Origin of the sequence: Bacillus arachidis (genome assembly GCF_030285945.1) — a bacterium.
In the GTDB taxonomy this organism is placed as follows: Bacteria; Bacillota; Bacilli; order Bacillales; family Bacillaceae_G; genus Bacillus_A; species Bacillus_A arachidis.
Map to the genome: position 1 here is coordinate 76,459 of NZ_CP127373.1, position 17,733 is coordinate 94,191.

A 17,733-nucleotide genomic window follows, 5' to 3' on the forward strand; every position below is an offset into this window, starting at 1 on the left:
AAACATACTGTTCTTATAAAGAAAATTATATTCTTTATGGAAGTGGAGGGTTATTCCATTCAGATCTCTTCCAAGGAGCATCTCTAGGATCACCATCTTCATTAGGATTCAATTTATATTCTGGATCACCATAATAGAAAACATCTGGTTGATTCAAATATGGTATTACGCCTTTTAAAGTATCATTACTATAGATAATCCATGGCTGAATAGAATTATTCCCTTCATCTAAACGTCCATTATTTTTGGAAATTTCTCCATTATAGCGAATCTGCACACCATCTTCTGATTTCCATTTCATTGCATGTGAACCGCCATCTACTCCAATAAGAGGATGACCATTATCTTTAGGGATATCTGACCAAGACTTTATTTTATAGCTATTATGATTAGATATGAGTAAATGTGTGGGTTCTCCATTTTTTAAATACACAAAATACTTTTCCCAATCATGTTCATGATCATTAATCCAATCATTGTCTGCATAATATAACCAATACTCATATACTTCATATTCACCTTTTGTAACACTATGAAAGTATACAGCAGGTCTTTGATCATTTGAACCTCTATTTTCCCATCCTGTTGAACCGGTTCCAAATATTGATTCTCCAATTTTAAATCTGATTAGATTTTCCTTGTTGTGCTCAATATTTTCATCATAAGATTGAAACTTAAAAGCTTGTGGGAAATTTTGTTCTCCGGAATCGAGCCAATCTGTTCCGTCAAATTGTAAAGTCGCTAAAAAATTTAATGGATTTTGATTTGTTTGTACTGAAAAAGGTTTATTAACGTTTTCAGCATACGCTATCGTATTACTACTCGTTAACGCAGCTAAAGAACAAAATATACTTAAGTATATTTTTTTATTCATCATAAAACCTCCTATAAAAAGTATTCTCAGCGTCGAATTGTGTTTCTTGAAAATTTTTCATTTTAATAGTTTGTGAAAGAAAATTCTGAATCCTGAATGGTGAAAGCTTCTCGTACAATTGGTAGAGGGGATTAGTTGTATTATATATTATTCATTATTGATTTTTAATATCAAGATGCACTAATTATCCTGAAAAATCGATATTTCGCCTTGAGAAAATTTCTGTACCAAAAGGTACACCTTTACAAACAGGTGTTTTTTTAGGAATAAATGTGAGCCTAAAGGTATCTATATTTTAGAAACGTTCTAAAATTCGGATTTTGACATTTAGAAACACTCTTTTTATCTTAGTTTATACCGTCCAAAAAGGTAAAGGTTTTGGAACCATATTAATTAGGGATAATTACAATTGAATGTTGTGACTTTTTAGTGCTCCAAAAATTGATGACAAAAGTGAGTTTAGAAATTTGATTCATATTTGTATAAGTTTGCATGTCCAGATTGTTTTTATGTACAATAAAGAAAAAGAAATAGCATTAGACAGAGAGAGGAAAAACCTGTGTTCAATCAAAAATTAGTAAATTTACGTATCGATTTTGCTTTTAAGCAATTATTTGGTACAAATGGTAGTGAGGATATTCTCATCGCGTTTTTAAATGCGATGCTACAAGATTCCTTAGAATCACCTATTGTTTCTTTACAGCTAGAAGATCCACATTTACATCGAGAACATGAAGAGGATAAATTATCGATTTTAGATATTTCAGCTACATTAGATACAGGAACAAAAGTAAATGTAGAAATACAGCTCAATAATAATCATGATATGATCAAACGAAGTTTGTATTATTGGGGGAAGCTATTCACATCGCAATTGCAAAAGGGGATGCCATATAGTTCTCTTCATAAAACTATCACCATTAATCTGTTAAACTTTGTGATGTTTCCAGAATATGAAGCGTTTCATACAACAGGAATCCTGTGGAATAAGCAACAACAGAAGATATTGAGTGATGATATAGAAGTTCATATGGTTGAGATTCCGAAGTTAATGCAACAGTGGCGGAATGAACAAGTAAATCCCTGGGAAGATTCTTTTGTTCGTTGGTTATTATTACTTCCAGCGAATGAAGATGAATACTTAACTCAAACATTGGAGGACATTGCCATGAATCAAGATCCAATTTTACAAAAAGCAATGAATAAGTGGGAACGCATGAGCCAAGATTCTTCTTTCCGACAAGCCTATGAGGCAAGGGAAAAAGTGTTAATGGATGAAGCTGCAAAGGTTGCTCATGCTCGTAATGAGGGGAAGAAAGAAGGAATTCAAGAAGGAAAAATACAAATGATTAAAGGTATGCATGAACTAGGTGTACCACTCGAAACAATTGCTAAAGCAAGTAAATTAAGTATAAATGATATTGAACGTATTTTAGAGGAGAAATAAAATAAAAAAAGCACATGAAATGGGGATAACATGCGCAAGAAAATAGTAATTTAGGTAACTTAACCATAACATAAAAGCTCTGATTTATGGGGCTTTTTCTTTTTTTCTCAATAAACAATATAGATAAATATGGTAAAATGGTAAGTGGATGGGAGTCCACTTACATATTATTAAAATTAAGATGGTTCAAGTCGGAGAAAGGTACCTTAGGGTGCCTTTTCTTTTTTAAACGGACCTGCTCATATATCATTTAAAAACATGGGGTAGCACCACATCGCTATCAAGCTAAGCTTATACAACGTCAATTATAGTAGAGGTTGTTTCTTTTTTCTAAAGGATACGTGTAGGGAATTTAAAGATTTGCATACGAAATAAACCCTAATGGGTTTCATTTTTTGATTTAAGCCGCTTGATTATCAGACATGGTACAATTGTAAATGACACCTAATATATCAAAGACTGTTTTTTTATCGTATCGATGGGATTTCCGTCCGTTTTTCTGTAAGAGGTTAAACAGACGAAGAAGAATCTTTGATAATTCTTGGGTGTCTTTTTGTATGGCTTGAAACAGAAGAGAAAAATAATCTTTAATCATATATACGGCTTTATATTCACTCAGTTCTTGTTTCTTCTTCATAAGAAGTAACTTCCGCATTTGAAACATAATAGAGGAACAGAGTAGAATGGCGATCAATTGCCCATACAAATGGCATTCCAATCGTTCTCGTTTTATCTTTTTACAATGATGAATGTGAAAGAATGATTTCCACGTTTTAAATAAAATTTCGATCTGCCAACGTAAAGAATACCAATCATGTACTTGTCCCATTGGGACAATATCTGTAGGGGTATTTGTCATATATACATTGATACCACTGAGTCGTTTACTACGAGGAGAATACTTCATTCCTTTCTTTTTTTCTCTTACAATTTGATCTTGTAATCGTTTTTGTTGTTGTTCTTTTGTTAATCGATGAACAATCACACGAGTTGGTACTTTATCAATCATTCCCACATAAGCATCGGAGATTTCACATGTTTGTCCTGGCTGAAGAGAATTCATTAAGACCTCCATATCTATTTGTATATACTCTGTACCTTTCTTGATTCTTCCATCTTGAAAATAATCAGGGATGGGATTTTTTTGATAAATACGTGTATTAGATTTAATACGAGAGATATAGTAAGCCTTTTTATCGTGTATATGTTGTAGATCTTTCAAATGAAAATAACCTAAGTCTCGAATACATAAATCATTCGCTGTCACTGTCGGAACACACAAAGAACCGTAGGTTCGATCATGTTGTTTACCTGGGCCTGTATGAATATGTAGGAACTGCCCACTTAATAGATCATATTCAAGTTGAATCTTTACCCCCGCTGTATGACTGCATCCTCCAGCACCCGGATAAATGAATGAAAATACATCCGGGAGTTGAAATGCAGTTGAATCTAAAATACGAATACGCTTGAAAACAGAAGTATATGGAGAAGAAATCGGCATAGATGAGGCTAATTTTTGATTTAGTAGTTCAGCTAATATGCGTTGTAAAAATTGGACAGCCGCGCTATTAAATCTTTGATTCAGTCCCTCGGGGCTGATGAGCACTTCTGTTGATGCTTCCAAACGGCTAGATAATTGAGTTAAAGAAGTCGTAGCAATACTTTGACTCATCCATACACATAAAGCGACTAAATCTTTTGCTTGGTACTTACTGGTTCTTTGCACAAAGCCAACATCTCTAGCAAGATCGCGTAAGATATGTGGGGATAAAAAGCTTTGAATCTCTTGAGCAAATAGTTGTAATTCATCAGATACAGAAATAGACATACAAAAAAGCCATCCTTTCCTATAATTCTAGAAACAGGATAACGGTTTTTTATTTTTTTAGAAAATATTTTGTTTCTTTATTGACAATAATCAGAAAAAACAGTTATATTTATGTCAATAAAAGCTGACTAGTCAGATGAAAGGAACATGTTAAATGACACAAAAAGATATATTAATTCTAAATGAGTATGAACAATTAAAATCATTAAGTGATCCTTTAAGAGTTCAAATCCTTTCTTTTTTGATTGAAGAACCTCGTTCAGGGCAACAGTTGTCACAAATTATTGGTTTGTCTCGTTCGAAAATTCACTATCACTTACGTGATCTAGAAAAAAATGGTTTAGTCCAAATAGTAGAGGAAAATAAAAAAAGAAATATGACTCAAAAACTATATCAAGCGGTTGCTAAAAGTTTTATCCCCTCTAATAACTTATTACCTTTTCATTCGGAATATGGAGAGAGTCGTAGGTTATTAACCATTGCAACCTTGGAGAGAGCAAAGAGTCGTGCTTTATCAGCTCCTGAAAATGCTTTTTTAACACAGTCTGAAAAGCCAGAAGAATGGGCTAGAATATCAAGTCAAATAGAAATTCGCACAACAAAAAAGCGATTTGAAGAATGGGTTGCTAAGTATCATGATCTTTTAAAAGAACTCTATGATATTGATGAAATTGAGAATAGTGATGCGGAATGGTTTTATTTAGCCACAGTTGGATTCCAAGTAGATGAGCCTCATTTTAAGGAAGGGGATAAAGATGAGTGAACCTGTTTTACAAAAAACTGCAGTCACGACAAAAGTAAAATCTTTATTCAAACAAAAATCTTTTATATTACTTTGGATTAGTACCATCTTCTCTGGGCTGAGTTTCAGTATGTTTTATTTTGCTGAAGCATGGTATGTTGTTCAGGAGTTAAATTTAGAAGCTTCCTTAGGGATTATTTATATTATTGGAGCAATTCCTCGGATCTTATTTATGTTGTTAGGCGGCGTGTTAGCTGATAGACTAAGTCAATCGAAAATAATGTTTTTTTCAGACTTAACAAAAGCCATATTAATTGGAGGATTAGTTTTATTGTTATTATTTACAGGTGAGATACATCTCTGGACATTAATTATTTTTGCGTTATTTTTTGGTGTTTTGGATGCGTTTTTCTGGCCTGCATCTAGTTCTATTACTCCCGTTATTGTTCCAAAAGAATTTCTAACAAGAGCGAATTCAATTATTCAGACTACAAGTCAATCTACTTCAATTTTGGGTCCAATGATAAGCGGATTTATAATTGTTGGATTTGATTATACAGGGATTTTTAGTTTGATTACAATCCTGCTGATTTTAGGTAGTTGCTTTATATTTTTTATTAAAGTTAATAAAAAAATTGTTAACACTCAAGAAAATAAGCATCATTTGCTTATAAGTTTAAAAGAGGGAATTAGCTATGTTAAGAAGGCACCAATATTAATGGCTTTCATTTTAAAAACATTATTTTTGAATCTTTTTTTCGTAGGTCCATTAACTATAGGATTACCGATTTTTGTTAAAAATATATTGGAAGGAGAAACAATAGACTATAGTTTTATAATGTCATTTTTAGCTATCGGGATGGTACTAGGCTCTATTATCCTTGGTATTATAAATCTCAAAAGAAAGAGAGGAATTCTTAGCCTAACATCACAAATGTTTGTAGGACTTTGTTTCTTGATATTAAGTTTTAGTAATGAACTATGGCAAAGTGTTGTTATTGTTGTTTTTTTGGGGATATCAATGACAATTTCTAATATATGTGCTGTTTCTGTTGTGCAAAATGAAGCTGAACCAGAAATGATTGGGAGAGTAATGAGTATTCAAACAGTCTCTTCCATGGGATTAACACCCATTTCCTATGGATTGACTTCATTAAGTCTTTCACTTGAGATAAATATAAAATTTATTATTATGGTTGGTGCCTTATCTTTAATAGCATTTACCTTATATATATACTTTAAAATTCCAGCATTACGAACTGTCGATTAAATCATTAATTATAAAATATCTTTAGGAAATGAATACACTACTGAATATCTAAAGCACTAGGGTTGTAATTGACTATAGAGATACAAAATTTCATTTGGGGGGCATTATAAAATTTTAACTTGATAGCAATGTGGCGGTACCCCTTTAAAGAGATACCCTATTGTCATTTTTAACTAATGATTATGTTTAGCGCTGCAGTCGCTTTAGGCCATCCAACATAAAAGGCCATATGTGTTATCAAAGCAATAATTTCTTTTTCGTTAATTCCATTCTTTTCAGCTAATTGTAGATGAAATGGTAGTTGTTCAGTATTGCCAATACTAATTAGAGCAGATAGTGTAATTAAACTTCTTTCTTTTGATGTTAAAGTAGGATCGCTCCATACTTTTTCGAATAGTATGTTTTCACCGTAATCAACAAAATCGGGAGCAATATCTCTCATTTTCTTTGGTATATTTAATTCGATACGATCATTCACTATTCTTTTTCCTCCTTCATATTAACCATTTGTGCTATCCCTTGACCAAATGACCAGTTTTCAGCAGATGTCTCGTTTAATGTAATAAAAATATCAGTTGTAGAGATGTTTAAATGATTATAAAAAGCTTCAGAGATTGATTGATACAAATTCTTTTTCTGATTTATTGCTCTTCCTGGCGCACATGTAATGGAAACATGTATCATTTTGTCTGTTCTCTTTTTCTCCCCTTCTAAGAGATAATGCGGGTCATAAAAAAATTGATCAGATGGATAGGGTAAAAATAAATGAAAGTAATCATTTTCTGGAATTTTAAAATGTTCAATTAATGAATGATGAATACTATTACTTACCTTTTTTAACTCTTCTTTATTCAATTGCCCTTCTGGATAATAAACATTAACAAACGGCATATATTCACTCCCTTTCTTATAACTATATTTTACTTCCGTGACTTTGATTTATATAATTGAAAATACATCATATAATTATCAAAAAAACCGATATAGTTGAGGTGTGAAAATGGAAATAAAAGAGTTAAATACATTTAAAATGATTGTCGAAGAAGGAACTTTTTCACTTGCGGCAAAAAAATTAAACTATGCTCAGTCAACTGTAACAACACATATAAAAAAACTAGAAAACGAACTTGGTTTTCTTCTATTTGAACGAGGGTGGGATGCACGATTAACAGATGAAGGTACGTTATTTGCAGAGGAAGTAGATAACTTGTTAATGCATTGGGATTATTCAATATCTCAAGCGCAACGTATAAGCAATGAGGAGAAAGGAACATTAAGAATAGGACTAACAGAATCTGTTGCAAAAAAATTAATCCCTTCTATATTAAAATATTTAAACAACGAAAAGCCGTATATACATTGTGATTTTGTTGTAGGAAATACAGCACTTTTATCACAAATAATAGATCAAAATAAAATTGATTTTGCTGTTTGTGGAAACAGCAAAAATAGTTCCAATGTGAATTTCACTCCACTTTGCCAAGAACAAATCGAATTTATAGTCAATAACCCTCATCATCCATTATTACAAAAAGAGTCAGTTGAAATTTCTGATATCATTGATTATCCCATTTTGATTGGAGAGAATAGTTGTTATTATTCTCAATCCGTGAATGCCTTCTTATCAGAAAATAACTTATCCTTTAAAAGAGTCTACAATTGTAGTGCGCTACATCTTATTCCACAAATGGTTTTTGGAAACGCAATAGGCATTATCCCTAAGGGAACTAGCTTAAAACAAAGTAATATATCATTTAAGGTTAAGGGATTTGATCCCAAAATGCCTATAGGATTATTAATTCCTTCTAAAAAAAGAAACTATTTGAGCCAGACAAAACAACAACTTCTGAAATTGATTGAGTCGTCGTTGAGATAAAGTTGATCAAAAACACCTCACAACCCATATTTTTCGACAAGATAAAAAAATCCATTTGTTTTAAACATTCAAACTTTATTTCAAATCTATATTTTAAATAAAAATAAATAAAGGCGCATTATAGCACCTAATACAACACAATATGGGGTACGGAAACGATTCAAGGTATGAGGGGCCACTTTGGAAAAATATTAAATAATAAAAACCGTAGGAATTGATAAGTCCTACGGTTTTGTGATTAGAATTCTCTAATATTAATTGCAAAATGAGGCTTGAATCTCACTTCAATAGCCTTTTTTTCTTCTGTACATTGAATATGAAGCGTATCGTTACGAGAAATAATTCGTTGAACAGACTTCATATTCACGTCGAATACACATCCGTTTTGATAAGAAAGGCTTAAATCGACTGTGTTTTCATATGTAGACATTGTCATCAATAATTTAAATCCTAAAGTATCTAATTTGCTATACATAAAAACTTCAGCTTCCACATCAAAAACAGAGATAGGCTCACTTTCAAATAACTCTAATAATTCATATTCATTATATTGAATGTACAAGTTAACACACCTTTTCTTTTGAACGATTTTCTTTATAAGTATAACGAAGTGTCCCATTCATGAAAATTAGGAATAAGGAATAACTGAAACGACATCACCATTATCATTTAAAATAACTCTTGCATCTTTTCCAGTATACTCCCATGATCCAGGTTTATTTCCTGGCTTGCGGGAACCATTTTTAATAATATCTTCTACTACCACAGGGGTAATACCACGTGGATCAATATATTTTTTAAGCACTTCGTTGTATTCTTTTGTTCCTGGTTTTAGCCCTTGTTTAGCAGCTCTCTCATGTGCTCGATTCGTTAATTCTGCCTTAACTTCTTGTGTTTTGGGAGCCATTCTTTCTAAAGCATGCTCGGAATATTTACGACCATTGATAACTCCTCCACCTCTTGGCATACTCCATCCAATGCCTGAAGTACCTTGTGTTGCTTTTTCAAGATTTTTCGCTTTCTTCTCAAGATCAGCAACTGTTCCAACTACTTTACCAATTGTTTTAACTGTTCCACCTGATGCAACACTTAGGACACCCATTGCATAATCAGAAGGATCATATTTCCGATCTGTACCCATCTCTTTTCCTTGGTACATTTGAATCGCTTCTTTAGGTACATTAAGAATAGGTACAATATCCAATGTAGTGTTCATTATTTTATTTGTTCTGTTTTGATCAGCTATATACTCATTAATCTTTCCTGGTGAAACACCAAAATCTCGTAAACTATTACTTAAATCAATGTTTCCAATATTTCTTGCTGCTGCTGGAATATCAACTTTGTGGCTTGCAATTTTATTGGCTGAGTCCATAAATACATTTGCAAAATCTAATCCTGTGTTTACATCTGTGTAAAATCCAGGTACTTTTTCTTGAAGTGTTTGAAGATGTCCAGCTATTACAGGTACAGTTTCTCTTGTTTTTTGAGCCAACTCTTCCATTTTTGGCTTTGCAACTTCTATGGATTTCTTTAAACGTATGGAACTCTCTGCGACTTTTCCTAAATCTTGAAAAGCTCCCTTAAATCCTTCACGTAGTTTACGATGATTCTCCTCGATTTCAACTGTCGCATCTGCTATATATTTTAAAAATTCATTTGTTTTATCTGCATACACATTTAGAACTTTATAATAATTATCTAAACTTGTATATATCATTTGATACTCGGTTAGGACTACATTTAGAAATGCTGTATTTACATCACTACCAAACTGCACGATTTTTTCAAAATCTTCTCCCAATAATTTTGCGAGCTCTTTTCTTTGAGTAACCGTTAAATTTTTTATATCTCCTTTTATAGAATTTGCTATCTCTTGTAGTTTATCACGTGCTTCTTTTACTACTTTCATTTGATGTTGTACATCTTGTGTCGCGTTATCTATCTCTTTAGATACATTATTCCAAGTTTCAATAGAGTCTGTTGTGTTATGTTCAGCCTGTTCTAATACTTTTAATGTATCATTAACAAGTGTTTCATCACTTTTTAAATAATTTAAAACACTCTCAAATATCTTTACTTTTCCATCCAATAGGGTAAGGGGGCTTTTTGTTTCCTGATCAAAAATGACAGCATCATGAATACGAACATATCCTTTTTCACCTTGATGCTTTACTTCATACCATTGACCAGTTTTCCCAGTTACCTCAATTACTTCCCCTTTTTCTACATGTTTTGCTCGTAATACACGTTTCAAATCAGGTTCTGGGTACACCTTTTTCACAAGAGACTCTAATACAATCCAACCTTTAACCATTTCCCCATCTTGGTTAAAAGAAAACTTTTTATCTTTATATGTAAAGTCTCCTGTTTGCAGGGCACCTGTACGATGCAGTAAATACCAATCATAATCATTTTTCATCCATCCACTCTTCGCTTCATGTGAATCATCAAAATAGTATGGTTTTCCCTCAATAAAATGTATTCCCGATGTCAAATTTCCACTTGCATTAAAGTAATACGTCTTCCCATCAATATATTGTATTCCTACTTGCATAACACCAGATGGGCTAAAGTAATATTGTGCACCACGAATCTTTACCCAACCAGTTTGCATAATTCCATCCGATCCAAAATAATATCGTTTTTCATCAATTGTTTGGAAATCCGTTGCACGTTGTCCATCTTTTTGATAATAAATCCATTTCCCATTCTCTTGAACCCATCCACGTTGATGATCTAACAAGAGACGAGATTTTATTTGTTGAATGAATTTGAGCGGTCCATTCATAACTTGGATATCACTGTCCAGTTGTTTTTCAAATCCCTTAATGACATTGGGCGGAAAGTATTTTTCAGGATCCTTTTTATACTCTGTTATCATATAGTCAGAAAGTATTGCTATGCTTTTCATCACTTCAGATGTAGTTGCTGGTTGTTGATCAATTACAACAGATTCAAAAATTCTCACATACCCAACTTCACCTTGATATTTGACTTTATACCAGAGCCCATCTTTTCCTATCACTTCCAGTATATCCCCATCTTTTACACGTCTTGACTCTAAAAGAAATTTGGTTTCTGGTTTTGGATAAACTCTTTTAATCGTAGAGCGTAAAAAAATCCACCCTTTTTCCATTTCTCCGTATTTATTGAATCGGAAATTTTTTCCCTTATATGTGAAATCTCCAGTTACAGGTCGACCACCTTTCATATAGAGCCAATCATCTGATGTATCCTTCCATCCAGATTCTAAATTCCCCAATTCATCTATATAACATTTTTCTCCGTTAATGTATTTATAACCCCATGATAACTTACCGTCACTATAGAAATGATATACGGCACCAGATAATTTTAATTCTCCTACTTGCTTTACCCCTTCTTTCGTATAATAGTACATTGCTCCATTCTCTTTTACCCAACCAACTTTGTTTGCTGTATCAGCTGCAAGCGCAAGAGAGGGTGCATAGGTCGAACATAATAATACCAATGACAAAATAATACCTATAATTTTCCTCATACAGGCATCTCCTTTCAAAATATGTAATTTTTGGAACCTTACAATTATATATAAAACACCATATATTAAAATAATAAAATTAATTAAATGCAAAATTGCATATCCGACCTTCTCAATAGAGTGTACCCTATTGAGAAGAAATCATTTCCTTGATATTATTAGCTTCATAGACTCTCAATAACACTTATCAAAAATACGTACAAAAAGAGGGATAAAAATGGTCTATGGATACGCACGTGTAAGTGCACAAGATCAAAATTTAGATACACAAATTGAACAACTTATAAAATATGGAGTAGGTGAAATCATAAAAGAGAAAATTAGTGGAGTAACAAAACAAAAGCCGGAGTTAGACACATTACTTTCAAAACTAACTACTGGGGATACCTTAGTCGTAACTAGAATGGATCGTTTAGGTAGAAATACCATTCAGCTATTACAGTTAGTAGAACAATTTCGGGAAAAGGATGTGCACTTTGCAATTTTAAATTTAGGAATTGATACAAGAACTCCAACGGGCAAGTTCTTCTTAACTGTCATGGCTGCCTTTAGTGAGTTAGATCGTGAAATGATTAAAGAAAAACAACATGCGGGAATAAAGCTAGCAAAACAAAAAGGCGTATATAGAGGAAGAGTGAAGAAATACACGGATAAACATCCTGGCATGAACCATGCAATTGAATTGCGAAAACATACCAATAAAACAATAAAGGAAATATGTCAGATTACAGGAGTGAGTCAGGCCGCTCTATATCGTAGATTAAAAGAACTTGAATAAAGTTCTTTTTTATATTTGTAATTAAATCCCAGAGTGGCCCCTCATACCTAGAATCGTTTCCGTACCCCATATTCGGACGATCTACCGCTGGCGAAAAGAAAAACACGTAATCGAATATATCAATGATCTAGCAGAATCCACGCAGGACTCACGGATCGCTACTGTGTACAATACGATCGAACGAATTATATTAAGTCCTGAATCTAGCGAACAAAGCAAGCTGAAGGCGATCGAATTATACCTGAAGAACCGTGGCAAGCTGAAAGAGAAAAGAGAGATCGAAGCCACCGTTACAGAAAAGACTACGGATCAGCTGGCAGCAGAACTGGACGCTTTATTGGAAGAATAGAAACAAGCCCTTGCTTATATAGCAGGGGTTCTTTTTTTATGCCCTTTTTACCACGGGCTATGTTTAACTTAGGGCGTTATATTATATATAGGTATATAGCAGCCTATTACTGTATGTATACAGCAGGCTATTATATTGCTTATTATTATATTGGTTATTCCTTAAATGGAATATCTAATAAGCTATTATATATAGGCTTATATTATATATATTTATTATATTATTATTGGATATTCCTATTAAATATATATTAATTATTATTGGTTATTCCTGAATCGTATTTATTAAATATATATTATGTGTGCGGATCATACTGAAAATAATGAAGGGGGGTACAGGGGGGAGTAGGGGGGGCTTAGCCCTATGCATGGCATATAAACTTTTTCTACAATATTTTTTAATCGGGAAACCTAATATTTCCAACTATCTCCCTTGTCGATCTGATATAATAGAATAAAAACTGGACGGGAGTCTGTAAAATGGCTGGACTAACTGAAGTAATCTTAAAATCTATCGCTGAAGAAGGCGAAAAACTAGGGGATGCACTGATGAAACAGGACATACCTGTGCAAATTGCAGGAAAGAAACTGATAGATGCAGAGTCAAATCAGGAACTATTCATCGGAAAAGTGTTTATGCTGCATACGGATTTAGGGCTTTCTATTAACAAGGAAACTATGAATCATATGAAAGATAATTATAAAGAAGCTTCACCAGCCTTTCTGTCGGGCTACAAACAAGCGATCGGTGCGAACTGAAAATATTTACTGAAGCGGTCTGAAATTAAAAAATACGTGCATATATAGTGCGAGTGGGTCACGGAATGGATTTCTGCGATTATTCATTTTACTTACTTGGCATGATTCAAACCTCCAATTTATAGCACACAGGTCAAAAAGGGAATCCGTACATAGATTCCCTTTTTTTTAATCCTCTGTTTTTAAAAATTTGATAACATAAACTAGCAAACAAAATGCAAGTAAAGCTTGAAAAATTCTTGTGAATAGACTGATAGTAGGATTAAAATCAAGACCGAAAATAATATGAATTACTGTGTATATTCCAAGTATAAAAATTGCAAATTGAAGAAGTTTTTTCATACTCTCATCCTAACATGAATGGAATTAAAGTAATAGTGTAACAATTGCCCTTGCTACAATATCAGCTAACCAAGAAGGGCATCCCATACTTTTTAGTCGCTTAGATAAAGCATCTGTAATCGTTCCTTCAAAATTAACAACAATGTTCAAAGTTTTCATAACAGCTTCATAAGCTAAATATCCTTTTAAAGTATTTTTAGCAGATTGAGAAATTGGTAGTTTAGCAATATACTGTCGCACCGTTCTATCCCATGATACTCTTCCAATGCGTTGAAGATTTTTTATCGCCTGTTTTGCTGCTATTTTAGCAGCTTGGCTTTTAGGACCATATTGAGGTTCATCTTGTGCTGGAATCCCTAATGGTCCAGTTTTCAAAGGCGTTGCTTCTCTTGGTAATTCAGCTTGAATACCCATCACTATATCTTCCGTTGTTATGTTGTGTTTTTGCAGTTCATTTTGCAATTCTAGTAAATCTAATACCTCTTTTTGTGTGAATTTTTCATCTAAAACTTCATTTTCAGCAGCCTTTACTTCCTTTGCATTAAAAGCAAGAGGTGAAGCAACTCCAAATACAAATGTTCCTACTAAAACACTACTAATAATTTTATTCCTCTTTTTCATACAAAAACCTCCTTATATCTATTTAAAATTCCATTACAAACCCTAATATACCAAATTTTTCATTTTTGTAAATGTTCTGTTAATAATTGGAATATATAGGCTGCTGGTTATGAAACATCCTTAAGTACAGGTAACTGACTAAATTGTGTCGAAACGTACAATTTTGTACTTTTGAGTTGATTCTTTTTTTGTCTGTTTTCCCCGATCTTGTGCCTATATGGGGTATGGCAACCATTCCTTCTTTTTGGAGCCACTTATAGGGATCCTCCTTGTCTTCGCTACCGATAATGTTACGTTATGTTAACCAAGCATGTATCTTTATTCATAAGTCAAAATAAAAAGCATCTGTATTCAGACACCTTTTATTCTTCAGAATCCTCGATATTTTTTAAAACATAATTTATTCTGCTAAAAACATTATACCTATTGCATGTGAACCTGACGAAATCATGAATTTCATCAGGTTATTTCTGTATTCTGGCTCTTGTTAAATCAAAGTAATCTAATTAAAAATAAAAATGTTTTATTCTTTTGTATAAGTTTACTTTGCTTTTTGTAAAAAATGGGTTTATAATTTAATTCAAGAGGTGATCGTCATGAAGAAAGATTTTGGTGATTCGATATCAAATAAGGTTTATGAATATCGTGTACTTGCCAGAATGTCTCAGCAAGAATTAGCAGAAAAAGTCGGAGTTTCCAAACAAACAATCTTCGTAATGGAAAAAGGAAATTATGTTCCGACTCTGCTGTTAGCTTTTCGAATTGCTGATTTTTTTAATGTTGATGTAAACGATATTTTTACTTATCTGAAAGGAAATGATAAAAATGGAAATTAAGTCAATCTCAGATATCCCTAATGCAATTTTTTACCCTTTAAAGTCCTGGGCTGAACAATCTACAGGAAATTGGAATATTCTCGTTGGAATTGGTTATTTACTACTCATGGGTAGTTTGATTTTTGCCTATGTATTTTATAAAAAGATTGGAAAAGACGACGAACGAACAAATACAATCTTCTTGAAAAGCAGTTGCTTTATGCTATGTGCAATTATGTTATGTGACATTATTTTTCCAAAAGACTACATGTCGAACGTTTTTTACTTGTTCAAATATGCGCTAGCAATTTTAGCTGCTGGAATTTGCATGGCTATACAATATAAAAAGGATTTTTCATAAGGAAAGGTCAATTGTTTTTGAATGTGAGTGCATTGATAACCTCTCTTTTTACTAAGTCATTTCCTTTTTTTTATTACGTAGAAAAAATTAATTAACTTCCGCTAACGAACTTTATGTAAATAAGCCGTCCATATGGGCGGCTTATTTTATTTTTTGCTTAGCGTGGTTTTTTTCAAAAATGCTGGCGGGACCTCGATTTGAAGTAAAATATAAGGGTTATTAATTTATTGACAGAAAAATGGATATTACATATACTAATTTTAATATTACGATTAATATATTTGAGAGGTGCTATATGTTTAAAGATAAAAAAATGATTCGATTTGGTTTATGGTTATTTGTCTCTTTATCTGTAATTCAGTTTACCATTGGTTATATAAAAGGATATTATAAAGCTTCTACAGGTAATGAATTATTAATTTCAGAAACATGGAAAACAGTATTATTAGATGTTCCTGAAGGAATACTTGTTATTTTAGGAGCAATTGCTTTATATCAATTTACAAAAAAAGCACCAGAAAAAACGGCATCTATGTAGATGTCGTTTTTTTGATAGATTTTTAAATATGGAGATTATCAAGTACATTGTCTTTTTCTTCTTTATTAATTCCAATATATTTTAAAGTAATTTGTGGAGTGCTATGATTGAGTATTTCTTGCAACATAGCTACATCTTTTGTTCGAATGGGTTGGACATCAATGAGATGTGGTTTTTTATTCATGGATTTATGACCTCTTTATTTATAGTGTTTTGAATGTATAATTTTATTATGTATTTTGAGGATATCAGGGGATTCGGTTTGAAGTAAATGTTTAAGGGGATTTGAATGTAAACAAATATGCAAAAGTTTACATTCAAGAAAAGAAAAAAAGAATCCTATTAATTTTAGGACTCTTCAATGTGTAGGGACTAAGAACAACACATTATCGCCTTGTTAAAGGCATCTTCAGGGATATATACTTTATTGTTTTTAACTTTATATGGAATATCATTTTTTTCAAGTATATTTGTATCAACAGATTCTACCGTATCACCCCATTGTATGTATTTGTCGCTGTATCCTTTTGAATACAAAAATACAACAAAAAGAATCAAAAAACCTAAAAATAAAAATAGTATTCTCTTCTTTCCCATTTTTTCACCTCTTTATCAATAATACATATATACATGATTTATAAAAGTGAGATTAACTCTCATAGACAAGTATGATGAAATAAGTTTTATGTTTTTTGGGGACTTCAACATTATTAACTTGCTATTGATGTGATGGAACCTCAAGTATGTAGAAATTTAAAAAAGTCCCTTAATTTTAATATAAAGGGACTTTGCTCACACAAATGATCTGCACATCAATTCATCTTTGATATACAGATCATTTGTATGATAATTTTTACAGATAATTGCGGAATAATGAACTTACATTACTGCTTTTAAAAGCTCTCCTACTAATGGGATGATTCCACCTACAAATTTTAAAACTGCCATTGCGATTTCCATATTGTTTCCTCCTCTTGTTCGTATTAAGCTATGATAATTTTATAAATAATTGCTAAATAGTAAACTTACATAAATGCTTTTAAAAGTTCTTGAACCATTGGAATTAATCCACCCACAAATTTTAAAACTGTCATTGCGATTTCCATATTGTTTCCTCCTCTTGTTCGTATTAAGCTATGATAATTTTATAAATAATTGCTAAATAGTAAACTTACATAAATGCTTTTAAAAGTTCTTGAACCATTGGAATTAATCCACCTACAAATTTTAAAACTGTCATTGCGATTTCCATATTATTTCCTCCTCTTATGTTGTTGCTAAGATGTGATTTATCTTTATGCCTTCATTATAGTAAGCGCTTACATTTATATCAATACATTTTTATATGTAATATTGCATATTTATATATTTAGACAAAAATCAGGCCTCTATTAGTCATTCCTTAATGGTACTATAGCGGGGTGAGAGTCTTTAAGGGTTCTCCTTAATAGGAGGAAACGATATGGAAAGAGTGCTACAAGTGATTGATAGTAATTTGAAACTTAAGAGCTGGGTTAAACAGGTACTAGCTGTAGGCGGAATGTTAGGGTTCTGCTACTTGGTATTATATGTTTTTAGTTTCTTACTTGTTTTATAAATACTATACAA

Annotated in this window: 19 protein-coding genes and 1 pseudogene; 11 read left to right on the top strand and 9 right to left on the bottom strand. The window is 32.3% G+C overall.

The window, feature by feature from the left end:
- Positions 1–34: 34 nt before the first annotated feature.
- A complete protein-coding gene (locus tag QRY57_RS00415) occupies positions 35–877 on the bottom strand; it encodes an NPP1 family protein (protein WP_286015183.1) in 843 nt (280 codons plus the stop codon).
- Between the two features lie 556 nt (positions 878–1,433).
- Between QRY57_RS00415 and QRY57_RS00420 the strand changes: the two genes are divergently transcribed.
- The gene (locus QRY57_RS00420) at positions 1,434–2,321 is read left to right on the top strand and encodes an Rpn family recombination-promoting nuclease/putative transposase (RefSeq protein ID WP_286015184.1); all 888 of its coding nucleotides are present in this window, start codon (positions 1,434–1,436) and stop codon (positions 2,319–2,321) included.
- Between the two features lie 400 nt (positions 2,322–2,721).
- On the opposite strand, the gene QRY57_RS00425 is transcribed toward QRY57_RS00420, so the two are convergent.
- Complete coding sequence (locus tag QRY57_RS00425; RefSeq protein WP_286015185.1) at positions 2,722–4,152, bottom strand: IS4 family transposase; 1,431 nt, start codon at positions 4,150–4,152, stop codon at positions 2,722–2,724.
- A gap of 154 nt (positions 4,153–4,306) precedes the next feature.
- Here QRY57_RS00425 and QRY57_RS00430 point away from each other — a divergent pair, with 154 nt between their 5' ends.
- Entirely contained in the window at positions 4,307–4,915 is a 609-nt protein-coding gene (locus tag QRY57_RS00430) for an ArsR/SmtB family transcription factor (RefSeq protein ID WP_286015186.1), read from the top strand.
- A complete protein-coding gene (locus tag QRY57_RS00435) occupies positions 4,908–6,164 on the top strand; it encodes an MFS transporter (RefSeq protein ID WP_286015187.1) in 1,257 nt (418 codons plus the stop codon). The genes QRY57_RS00430 and QRY57_RS00435 overlap by 8 nt, the downstream gene beginning before the upstream one ends.
- A gap of 169 nt (positions 6,165–6,333) precedes the next feature.
- On the opposite strand, the gene QRY57_RS00440 is transcribed toward QRY57_RS00435, so the two are convergent.
- Both QRY57_RS00440 and QRY57_RS00445 read right to left on the bottom strand, forming a co-directional pair.
- Entirely contained in the window at positions 6,334–6,642 is a 309-nt protein-coding gene (locus QRY57_RS00440) for a carboxymuconolactone decarboxylase family protein (RefSeq protein ID WP_286015188.1), read from the bottom strand.
- Positions 6,642–7,055 (bottom strand): tautomerase family protein, encoded by a 414-nt coding sequence (locus QRY57_RS00445; protein WP_286015189.1) that lies wholly within the window; start codon positions 7,053–7,055, stop codon positions 6,642–6,644. The genes QRY57_RS00440 and QRY57_RS00445 overlap by 1 nt, the downstream gene beginning before the upstream one ends.
- A gap of 109 nt (positions 7,056–7,164) precedes the next feature.
- On the opposite strand from QRY57_RS00445, the gene QRY57_RS00450 reads away from it, so the two are divergent.
- Positions 7,165–8,040 carry a LysR family transcriptional regulator gene (locus QRY57_RS00450; RefSeq protein ID WP_286015190.1) on the top strand — a complete coding sequence of 292 codons (876 nt, stop codon included), beginning with the start codon at positions 7,165–7,167 and terminating at the stop codon, positions 8,038–8,040.
- A 238-nt stretch (positions 8,041–8,278) separates the two neighbouring features.
- On the opposite strand, the gene QRY57_RS00455 is transcribed toward QRY57_RS00450, so the two are convergent.
- Positions 8,279–8,602 (bottom strand): hypothetical protein, encoded by a 324-nt coding sequence (locus tag QRY57_RS00455; RefSeq protein ID WP_286015191.1) that lies wholly within the window; start codon positions 8,600–8,602, stop codon positions 8,279–8,281.
- A gap of 66 nt (positions 8,603–8,668) precedes the next feature.
- On the bottom strand, positions 8,669–11,563 hold the full coding sequence (locus tag QRY57_RS00460; RefSeq protein WP_286015192.1) for an S-layer protein: 2,895 nt from the start codon (positions 11,561–11,563) through the stop codon (positions 8,669–8,671).
- A gap of 217 nt (positions 11,564–11,780) precedes the next feature.
- Between QRY57_RS00460 and QRY57_RS00465 the strand changes: the two genes are divergently transcribed.
- The 3 genes from QRY57_RS00465 to QRY57_RS00475 all read left to right on the top strand — a co-directional run bounded on the left by QRY57_RS00465 (position 11,781) and on the right by QRY57_RS00475 (position 13,448).
- Positions 11,781–12,341: a recombinase family protein gene (locus QRY57_RS00465; RefSeq protein ID WP_286015193.1), complete on the top strand. Its 561-nt coding sequence runs from the start codon at positions 11,781–11,783 to the stop codon at positions 12,339–12,341.
- Between the two features lie 79 nt (positions 12,342–12,420).
- The gene (locus QRY57_RS00470) at positions 12,421–12,690 is read left to right on the top strand and encodes a phBC6A51 family helix-turn-helix protein (RefSeq protein WP_286015214.1); all 270 of its coding nucleotides are present in this window, start codon (positions 12,421–12,423) and stop codon (positions 12,688–12,690) included.
- Positions 12,691–13,169: 479 nt separating this feature from the next.
- Positions 13,170–13,448, top strand: a complete 279-nt coding sequence (locus tag QRY57_RS00475) for a hypothetical protein (RefSeq protein WP_286015194.1) — start codon at positions 13,170–13,172, stop codon at positions 13,446–13,448.
- 366 nt (positions 13,449–13,814) lie between these two features.
- On the opposite strand, the gene QRY57_RS00480 is transcribed toward QRY57_RS00475, so the two are convergent.
- Positions 13,815–14,411: a hypothetical protein gene (locus QRY57_RS00480; RefSeq protein WP_286015195.1), complete on the bottom strand. Its 597-nt coding sequence runs from the start codon at positions 14,409–14,411 to the stop codon at positions 13,815–13,817.
- A gap of 596 nt (positions 14,412–15,007) precedes the next feature.
- On the opposite strand from QRY57_RS00480, the gene QRY57_RS00485 reads away from it, so the two are divergent.
- The 3 genes from QRY57_RS00485 to QRY57_RS00495 all read left to right on the top strand — a co-directional run bounded on the left by QRY57_RS00485 (position 15,008) and on the right by QRY57_RS00495 (position 16,125).
- Positions 15,008–15,247 carry a helix-turn-helix transcriptional regulator gene (locus QRY57_RS00485; protein ID WP_286015196.1) on the top strand — a complete coding sequence of 80 codons (240 nt, stop codon included), beginning with the start codon at positions 15,008–15,010 and terminating at the stop codon, positions 15,245–15,247.
- The gene (locus QRY57_RS00490; RefSeq protein WP_286015197.1) at positions 15,237–15,587 is read left to right on the top strand and encodes a DUF2178 domain-containing protein; all 351 of its coding nucleotides are present in this window, start codon (positions 15,237–15,239) and stop codon (positions 15,585–15,587) included. Before QRY57_RS00485 ends, QRY57_RS00490 begins: the two co-directional genes overlap by 11 nt.
- A 295-nt stretch (positions 15,588–15,882) precedes the next feature.
- A complete protein-coding gene (locus QRY57_RS00495) occupies positions 15,883–16,125 on the top strand; it encodes a DUF3937 family protein (RefSeq protein WP_286015198.1) in 243 nt (80 codons plus the stop codon).
- Positions 16,126–16,147: 22 nt separating this feature from the next.
- On the opposite strand, the pseudogene QRY57_RS00500 reads toward QRY57_RS00495, so the two are convergent.
- A pseudogene (locus QRY57_RS00500) lies at positions 16,148–16,270 on the bottom strand (tyrosine-type recombinase/integrase); the annotation flags it as partial.
- 227 nt (positions 16,271–16,497) lie between these two features.
- A complete protein-coding gene (locus QRY57_RS00505; RefSeq protein WP_098302082.1) occupies positions 16,498–16,722 on the bottom strand; it encodes a hypothetical protein in 225 nt (74 codons plus the stop codon).
- 865 nt (positions 16,723–17,587) lie between these two features.
- Between QRY57_RS00505 and QRY57_RS00510 the strand changes: the two genes are divergently transcribed.
- Complete coding sequence (locus tag QRY57_RS00510) at positions 17,588–17,722, top strand: hypothetical protein (protein ID WP_286015199.1); 135 nt, start codon at positions 17,588–17,590, stop codon at positions 17,720–17,722.
- Positions 17,723–17,733: the final 11 nt, after the last annotated feature.